Origin of the sequence: Mycobacterium sp. (genome assembly GCF_049585075.1) — a bacterium.
In the GTDB taxonomy this organism is placed as follows: Bacteria; Actinomycetota; Actinomycetes; order Mycobacteriales; family Mycobacteriaceae; genus Mycobacterium.
Genome location: NZ_JBAUZA010000445.1, coordinates 1 through 8006 on the forward strand (window position 1 = coordinate 1; position 8006 = coordinate 8006).

Annotated in this window: 10 protein-coding genes and 1 pseudogene; 6 read left to right on the forward strand and 5 right to left on the reverse strand. The window is 65.5% G+C overall.

Features of this window, described 5'->3' with window-relative positions:
• The 4 genes from WB785_RS21170 to WB785_RS21185 all read left to right on the forward strand — a co-directional run.
• A partial coding sequence (locus WB785_RS21170; RefSeq protein WP_424081514.1) for a 5-(carboxyamino)imidazole ribonucleotide synthase occupies positions 1-1182 on the forward strand: 1182 nt, incomplete at its 5' end.
• Positions 1179-1697, forward strand: coding sequence for a 5-(carboxyamino)imidazole ribonucleotide mutase (purE, locus tag WB785_RS21175; protein ID WP_424081516.1), 519 nt, complete (start codon positions 1179-1181; stop codon positions 1695-1697). The genes WB785_RS21170 and purE, both read left to right, overlap by 4 nt.
• Before the next feature lie 67 nt (positions 1698-1764).
• Positions 1765-2934, forward strand: a complete 1170-nt coding sequence (locus WB785_RS21180; protein ID WP_424081517.1) for an acyl-CoA dehydrogenase — start codon at positions 1765-1767, stop codon at positions 2932-2934.
• Between the two features lie 43 nt (positions 2935-2977).
• The gene (locus WB785_RS21185) at positions 2978-3631 is read left to right on the forward strand and encodes a hypothetical protein (protein ID WP_424081519.1); all 654 of its coding nucleotides are present in this window, start codon (positions 2978-2980) and stop codon (positions 3629-3631) included.
• A gap of 49 nt (positions 3632-3680) precedes the next feature.
• Here WB785_RS21185 and WB785_RS21190 read toward each other — a convergent pair whose 3' ends face one another.
• The 3 genes from WB785_RS21190 to WB785_RS21200 form a co-directional block, all read right to left on the reverse strand.
• Positions 3681-3971, reverse strand: coding sequence for a CDGP domain-containing protein (locus WB785_RS21190; RefSeq protein WP_424081521.1), 291 nt, complete (start codon positions 3969-3971; stop codon positions 3681-3683).
• An 88-nt stretch (positions 3972-4059) separates the two neighbouring features.
• Complete coding sequence (locus tag WB785_RS21195; RefSeq protein ID WP_424081523.1) at positions 4060-5232, reverse strand: CoA transferase; 1173 nt, start codon at positions 5230-5232, stop codon at positions 4060-4062.
• Entirely contained in the window at positions 5232-6020 is a 789-nt protein-coding gene (locus WB785_RS21200) for a DUF2127 domain-containing protein (protein WP_424081525.1), read from the reverse strand. The genes WB785_RS21195 and WB785_RS21200 overlap by 1 nt, the downstream gene beginning before the upstream one ends.
• Before the next feature lie 169 nt (positions 6021-6189).
• Here WB785_RS21200 and WB785_RS21205 point away from each other — a divergent pair, with 169 nt between their 5' ends.
• Entirely contained in the window at positions 6190-6702 is a 513-nt protein-coding gene (locus WB785_RS21205) for an N-acetyltransferase family protein (RefSeq protein ID WP_424081527.1), read from the forward strand.
• A gap of 134 nt (positions 6703-6836) precedes the next feature.
• Positions 6837-7388 carry a cation transporter gene (locus WB785_RS21210; RefSeq protein ID WP_424081530.1) on the forward strand — a complete coding sequence of 184 codons (552 nt, stop codon included), beginning with the start codon at positions 6837-6839 and terminating at the stop codon, positions 7386-7388.
• Here the strand turns inward: WB785_RS21210 and WB785_RS21215 are convergent.
• Complete coding sequence (locus WB785_RS21215) at positions 7385-7768, reverse strand: hypothetical protein (protein ID WP_424081528.1); 384 nt, start codon at positions 7766-7768, stop codon at positions 7385-7387. The two genes, WB785_RS21210 and WB785_RS21215, sit on opposite strands and share 4 nt — an antisense overlap.
• Positions 7769-7770: 2 nt before the next feature.
• Positions 7771-8006 (reverse strand): annotated as a pseudogene (locus WB785_RS21220) (hypothetical protein); the annotation flags it as partial.

Here is an 8006-nt window from a genome sequence, read left to right on the forward strand (position 1 = left end):
GCGCCGCTCGTCGCGATGGTCGGCGGCGGCCAACTCGCCCGGATGACCCACCAGGCGGCGATCGCCCTGGGTCAAAGCCTGCGGGTGCTGGCCGCCGACGCCGACGACCCGGCCGCGCAGGTGAGCCCGGATGTGGTGATCGGCTCGCACACCAACCTCGACGATTTGCGTCGTGTCGCTGCCGGCGCCGACGCGCTGACCTTCGACCACGAACACGTCCCGACCGAGTTGCTGGAGAAGCTGGTCGCCGAGGGCGTCAACGTGGCGCCGCCGCCCGAGGCGCTGGTGCACGCCCAGGACAAACTCGTCATGCGGCGACGACTGGAGGCTCTTGGCGCCCCGGTGCCGCGGTACGCAGCGGTCGAAACCCTTGACGACGTCGATGCTTTCGCCGGCCGAGTCGGCGGGCCGATCGTGGTCAAGGCGGTCCGCGGCGGCTACGACGGTCGTGGGGTGCGGATGGCCGACGACCTGGCGCAGGCCCGCGAGATCGCCGGGGAGTACTTGGACGCGGGTGTGCCGGTGTTGGTCGAGGAGCGCGTGGCGATGCGCCGCGAGCTCTCGGCACTGGTGGCTCGCTCGCCGTTCGGGCAGGGCGCGGCCTGGCCGGTGGTCGAGACAGTGCAGCGCGATGGCATCTGCGTGGTGGTGATCGCGCCGGCGCCGGCGCTGAGCGACGACGTCGGCGCCTCTGCCCAGCAGTTGGCGCTGCGATTGGCGGCCGAACTCGGGGTCGTCGGGGTGCTCGCCGTGGAACTGTTCGAGACGGTCGATGGGCAGCTGCTGGTCAACGAACTGGCGATGCGGCCGCACAATTCCGGGCACTGGACCATCGACGGCGCGCGGACCAGCCAGTTCGAACAGCATCTGCGCGCGGTGCTGGACTACCCGCTCGGTGATACCGACGCGACGGTGCCGGTGACGGTGATGGCCAACGTGCTGGGCGCCGCGCAGACGCCGACGATGACGGTCGACGAGCGAATGCACCACCTGTTCGCACGGATGCCCGATGCGCGGGTTCACCTGTACGGCAAGGGTGAACGACCGGGCCGCAAGATCGGCCATGTCAACTTCCTCGGTGATGATGCCGCGCAGTTGGCGAATCTGCGCGAGCGCGCTGAGCTGGCGGCACACTGGTTGTCACACGGGCAGTGGATGGACGGATGGGACCCACACGAATGACTACCCAGCAGCCCCGCGTCGGGGTGATCATGGGCAGCGACAGCGACTGGTCGGTGATGGCCGACGCCGCCGCCGCACTGGCCGAGTTCGACGTTGCCCATGAGGTCGGTGTGGTGTCGGCACACCGCACGCCGCAGCGAATGCTCGAATACGCACGAGGCGCGGCCGACCGCGGCATCGAGGTGATCATCGCCGGCGCGGGCGGCGCAGCCCACCTGCCGGGCATGGTGGCCTCGGCGACGCCGCTGCCGGTGATCGGCGTCCCGGTGCCGCTGGCAAAGCTCGACGGTCTGGACTCGCTGCTGTCGATCGCGCAGATGCCGGCCGGGGTGCCGGTGGCCACCGTGTCGATCGGGGGCGCGCGCAACGCTGGCCTGTTGGCGGTCCGCATTTTGGCAGTTTCGGATCCGGCGTTGCGCGCGCGGATCGTCGAGTTCCAGGATCAGCTGGCGGAGTCGGTGCGGGCTAAGGATGCGGCGCTGCAGGAGCGCCAAGGTAAAGTTACCGGCCAGTAGCCTGGCGCCGGCCGGGTAGCGGCCCGCGGAAAGACCGGGCAGTAAAGCACAGTGCAAGGAGGCCGAGATGGCTCAGTGGGCCGGAGATCCGTCGTTTGATGTGTACAAGTTGCCGGAGGAGCACGACGAGCTGCGGGCGGCGATCCGCGCGCTGTCGGAAAAAGAGATCGCTCCCTACGCCGCCGAGGTGGACGAAAACTCCCGGTTCCCCGAGGAGGCGCTGACGGCGCTGAACACATCGGGCTTCAACGCCGTCCACATTCCGGAGGCGTACGGAGGTCAGGGCGCTGACTCGGTGGCGGCCTGCATCGTGATCGAGGAAGTGGCTCGCGTCGACGCATCTGCCTCGCTGATCCCCGCAGTCAACAAGCTGGGCACCATGGGCCTGATCCTGCAGGGCTCGGAGGAGCTCAAGAAGCAGGTGCTGCCTTCGCTGGCCACCGACGGGGCGATGGCCTCGTATGCGCTTTCCGAACGAGAGGCCGGCAGCGACGCGGCGTCGATGCGGACGCGTGCCAAGGCCGACGGCGACGACTGGATTCTCAACGGCACCAAGTGCTGGATCACCAACGGCGGCAAGTCGACCTGGTACACGGTGATGGCGGTGACCGATCCGGACAAGGGCGCCAACGGCATCTCGGCGTTCATGGTTCACCTAGACGACGAAGGCTTCAGCATCGGTCCCAAGGAAAAGAAGATGGGCATCAAGGGCTCGCCGACCACCGAGCTTTACTTCGAGAACTGCCGCATCCCGGGCGATCGGATCATCGGTGAACCTGGGACCGGGTTCAAGACCGCACTGCAGACCCTCGACCACACTCGGCCCACCGTCGGGGCCCAGGCGGTGGGCATCGCGCAGGGCGCGGTGGACGCCGCGGTCGCTTACACCAAGGACCGCAAGCAGTTCGGCAAATCGATCTCCGAGTTCCAGGGCGTGCAGTTTGAGCTGGCCGACATGGCGATGAAAGTTGAAGCCGCCCGGCTGATGGTCTACAGCGCCGCCGCCCGCGCCGAGCGCGGCGAGCCAAATCTCGGATTCATCTCCGCGGCCGCAAAGTGCTTCGCCTCCGACACCGCCATGGACGTGACGGAGGCGGCCGTGCAGCTGTTCGGCGGCGCCGGCTACACCACCGACTTCCCCGTCGAGCGGTTTATGCGTGACGCCAAGATCACCCAGATCTACGAGGGCACCAACCAGATCCAGCGTGTGGTGATGTCGCGCGCGCTGCTGCGCTGAGAAAATCGTGTGAACTTTGTCCGCTCTCTAATCGTGTTCATAGATGTCCAACATCGCGCTACATGATTGGAGTTTGGACATGAGTAAAACAACGCATCGAATCGGGCTTGGCGCAGGCGCTGTCTTTGCCGGCGTGCTGATGTCGCTAGCCACGGCGTCTACTGCCGGCGCCGACCCAACCGGCGCTGCGGGCGCCGCTGTCACGGCTGACCAGTTCTCGGATTTGTTCACCGGGGAGGGAACGCAGGCCGATCAAGCGGTCGACAACTTCTATCAGTCGATTGCTAACTTCTTTGCTCCCGAGGCAGGGGGCAACGTTTTTACGGCCGACGCGTTCTCGGACATGTTTACCGGGGAGGGAACGCAGGCCGATCAAGCGGTCGACAACTTCTATCAGTCGATTGCTAACTTCTTCGCTCCCGAGGCTGCGGGCAACTCTGCCGCGGTTATGTTGAGCGGGGAAGGCAATCCGTTTGACCAAGCGATGGACAATTCCTATCAGGCGATTGCTAACTTCTTCGCTCCCGAAGCGGCGGGCAACGTTTTTACGGCCGACGCATTCTCGGATCTGTTCACCGGCGAGGGCACAGCAGCCGACCAAATGGTCGACAACATGTATCAGATGATCAGTATGGCTTTCGCGCCAGAGGGATCGGTTGATATGTTCGTCGACGCATTGTTCGGCATTGGTCCGTAACGATTTGCCTTGCGCTTAGCCGTGATTCGCTGAGGCGGATCACGGTGCGCTAGTCGTCGATGTGCGTGGGTGGGTCGGCGAAGCCGAGATCCCCGGGGTGCTGGTCAGGGCCCATCACATCGCAGCGCCGCTCGGGCACGAGGAAGGAACTGGCGCCGCTATAAATCAAGTGGGGAGTTGCCACGCAACGTTGCCAGGTGCCGTCGGGCTGAACGGGTCCATCGCACTTGCTGATAACTGGGCCTCCGTACTGGCAGCCGGCGCTGGCCGGCGGCGCTGAGCCGATCAGCTCTGCGGCCATCAGCAGCGCGGTCACTACTCCGACGATGCAGCGCTTCATGGTTGTCTCCCGTCACAGCAACCACCGACGCTACCCGGGGATGAATTGGTTTTTGCTGCCTTTGGTCGTGATCCGACGTGTGCCGGGCTCACGGCATCGTGAGGAAGTCACCATTGTGTTGGCCCAGCTCCGGTGGGGGATCCATGGCGACCGCGTCGAACGAGGAGTAACGGGCCGGCGTGCGGACCACCGTGACAGCGTCGTCACCGCTGCCGACCTCGAGGGCGAGATCGTTTTCGGCGAAAAGCGGAGTTCCGACGACTTGCTTCCAGGTATACGGCAGGCAAGCCATTAACCCGTGGCACTGCAACAGATTAACCCACTCGGCGGCCGGCTTCGTGGTCAGCGTGGACTCCAGCTCCTCGGTGAGCTCGACGTAGTTGATCGCCCGCGAACGCTGGTCGGCGAACCGCGCGTCGTCGATAAGATCCGGACGGCCGATGGTCCGGCACAAGATCTCCCAGTGCTTCGGGACATACGCGCTGATGACGACATACCCGTCGGCGGTGCGGAACGCATCCGACGGCTGGGTCGCAAACCCAACTCCCTTGCGCTGCTTAGCTGTTGGCGGCGACGACGGCGGCGGTGCGGTCGGCCGGTTTAAATGCACGGTCAGCTGGTTGGCCTGCAGCGATGCGGCGACGTCGTACATCGCGACGCGGACGATGTCGCCGATCCCGTGCCGCTCACGGTTGAGCAGCGCGGCCAGAACCGCCTGGGCCAGCACGTGCCCGGTGGCGTTGTCGACAAGCTGAAACGGGATGATCTGCGGCTTACCGTCCGGCGTGCGCATCCCGGTGGTCATGCCGGCCTCGGCCGCGACCATGAGATCGACTCCGGGCCGGTCACCATGGGGGCCGTTGCCGCCGAACGCCGACACCCGGGCGTAGATCAGTTGGGGATTGCGTTCTCGTAAGTCGTTGGGGCCCAGGCCCAATTTCTCCATGATGCCCGGGCGGAATCCTTCCAAAATGACATCCGCGGTGTCGGCCAGCCGTAATACTTGTTGCTTGCCCGCTTCGGTTGTCAGATCCACGGCCACCGATTTTTTGCCGCGGTTGTTGGGCAGAAAGTAGGTCGCGAGCGGCGGACGGCCCGGCAGCACCGAGGTGATGTGCCGGGCTGCCTCTCCGCCAGGCGCTTCCACCTTGATCACCTCGGCGCCCAGGTCGGCGAGCACCTGTCCGGCCAGCGGCCCGGCGACGTTCTGGGTGAAATCGATCACCCGAAAACCGTTGAGAGGCTTGGCGCCGACGGGCATCAGTGTGCGTCCAGAGTTGTATCGGAAGCAGTTTCGCGTAGGCCTGCGCGCTCGACGCTGAGCAGGCTGGCGGTGTGATGCTCTTCTCGATACGCCTCGCCGCCGCCGTTGAGCCCGAAGAGCCGCTTGCTCCACAGCAGCCAGACAACCGCGACGATGTTGATCACCAGCGCGATAAGCCGAAGAGCCGTGACCTTTTCGGTTAGCTCATAGATTTCCAGAGGAAGGAAGACGCTGGTCGCGACGACTGCGAAGTATTCGCCCCACCGCTGCACCAGCCACAACCCGACCGCTTCGATAAGTTCGATCACCGCGTAGGCGGTAAGGCCGATGGCGATCCACGTCAGCGTCGACGACGACAGCGCGAACGCTTGCGCGATGTGGTGAATGATCTTGGAGTTGTCAGGATTAAACCCGATCTGGTTCGCCAACGGCTTCAGCAGCGGCAGGTCTTGCTCGAACGCATGGCGCAACCGCTCCCGTGACCCGGTGACCTTGAACACGCCGGCAGCTACCAACAAAAAGATCACGCAGCGGATCGCGCGCTCTACGGCCAGCGCCCGCATCAGCGTCCGGTCACGCAGCATCCGCCCACGCGGGATCTCCGGCGCCGTATTGGCGGGGCCGCTGTCGCGGGGAGGGCCCACCACGAAGGTTTCGCAGCGCAAACACCGCCATGCCTGCCCGGCCGGCGTATCGGCGTTCAGGCGCTCCCGGAGGTCCGGCTCATCAGGAGCGAAAGTCGCGTGCCCCCGCAAGCCACACGAGCGCAGAGCAAAATCCACCATAAGAGCACGTTAATGTCCCGGCGCTGGGTTCCACAGGCAGGGTCTGCGGAACCTACCGGCTACAGCGCCTGACCAGTACGGTCTGAGGAATGAGCACCGCACGCAGTCCCGTGGATTGGCATGTCAGACAGCGGAATCCGTGGGCATCAGCGTTAGTCGTTGAGGCTTCGTGAGCCAGCCATCGGGGCCGCGAGTCAGGGCCGCCACCGAAGATGACCTGGCAGAGGTCTGCAAAATCGTCAACTACTTCATCGAACAATCGGTTTTCAATTTTCGGACCGAACCGCAGAGCGTCGACGAGTGGCGCACCGACTGGCGACGACTGCATGAGAAGTTCCCGTGGCTGGTAGCCGTCGACGACGATGTTGTCGGTGTGGCGTATGCGGCGCCGTGGAACAGTCGCGCCGCCTACCAATGGACCGTCGAGGTCACGGTCTACGTCGATTCGTCGTGCCAGCGGCGGGGGGTGGGCGGCGCGTTGTACACCGAGCTGCTCGACCGTCTGCGCCGCGACGGGTTTCACAGCGCCATTGCGGTAATCGCGCTGCCCAATGAGCCAAGTGTCCGGCTGCACGAGCGACACGGGTTCGCCCAGGTAGGGCACCTGGTCGAGGCCGGTTACAAGCGTGGTGCCTGGCACGACGTCGGTTTCTGGCAGCGCACGTTTAACATCGCAGGGTGACCAACTCCGAGCCCCTCGGCACGGCAGCTCGGCTCGTCGACGACGCCTGCTGCACAGAATCCGGACATGCCGCCACGCGTGACGCCGCCTGGCATCGCCGTGCACGGTGGGCGTGGTGGCTGGCGTGGGTCAGCATGACCGCGATGCTCGCCGAGGGTGTGCTCGGGCTGTGGCAGGGGTTGGCGGTCGGCTCGATCGCGCTAACCGGCTGGGCATTGGGCAGCATGCCCGAGGCGCTGGCCAGTGCCATGGTGGCGTGGCGGTTCTCCGGCTCGCGCATCTTGTCCGAGACGGCTGAACGGCGCGCTCAGCGCGGCGTTGCGTTGTCGTTCTGGTTGACAGCGCCCTATATCACCGCAGAATCCGTACACCATCTGTTTGGTTCGCACCACGTCGACACCTCGGTGATCGGCATGGCGTTGACGGCCGCTTCGCTGGTGTTGATGCCGATCCTGGGCCGGGCCAAGCGTGTACTTGCGGTGCGGCTGGGCTCAGCGGCCACCGCCGGCGAGGGCACCCAAAACTACCTGTGCGGTGCAATGGCCGCCGCGGTTCTGGTCGGCCTTGCGGTCACTGCTCGCTGGCCGGGCTTCTGGTGGTTGGATCCGGTAATCGGCCTGGGCATCGCCGCCGCGGCGATCTGGCAGGGCATCAAGTCATGGCGCGGCGAGGACTGCGGCTGCTAAGGGTCTGAGGGTTCACGTCCATGGGCAATCAGTCCGGCGGCGTGGTCCTCCTCCTCGGGCCGGACGTTGCCGGGGGCGGCAGATCTCAACTGCCACGTCGTGAGTCCGCCATCGGGGCCAGCCAATTGTCCGGTGCCCAGCGCGTCGCCGATCAGGGAGCGAACACGTCGCTCGTTGGCCGGTTCGGTCGCGAAAAGTATTCGCAGCGTTACGGTCTCACCGTCGGGATGGGTCGCGACGTAGTGTGGCGCCAGAGGGCACGGGGGCTGATGGTCCCAGTGCCCGCACAGCGCGATCGTGATTGCGCCGCCGAGGGCGTTAGCACTGCCGCCGGGCTGCATCACCACAACCGCGTCATGGGCAAAAGCTTGGCGAGCCATCGTTAGGCCTCCCCACGTGGCGCTGGGTCGGCGTTCCAGGTGCCGGGCATCATCGGCATCCGTGGACCGCCGCCGAATTCATCGTCGGCCAGTGTGGCCAATCCGGCGGCGGGAGTCGTGGTTTCGGAGGCCGTGGTGCCGGCAAAGCCGAGCGGTCCGGACCCCGTATCCGAGGGCGCCACTGTCGGCTCTGGCTCCAAGTCCATGTATTCGTAACCGCGGCCGATCATTTCCGCCT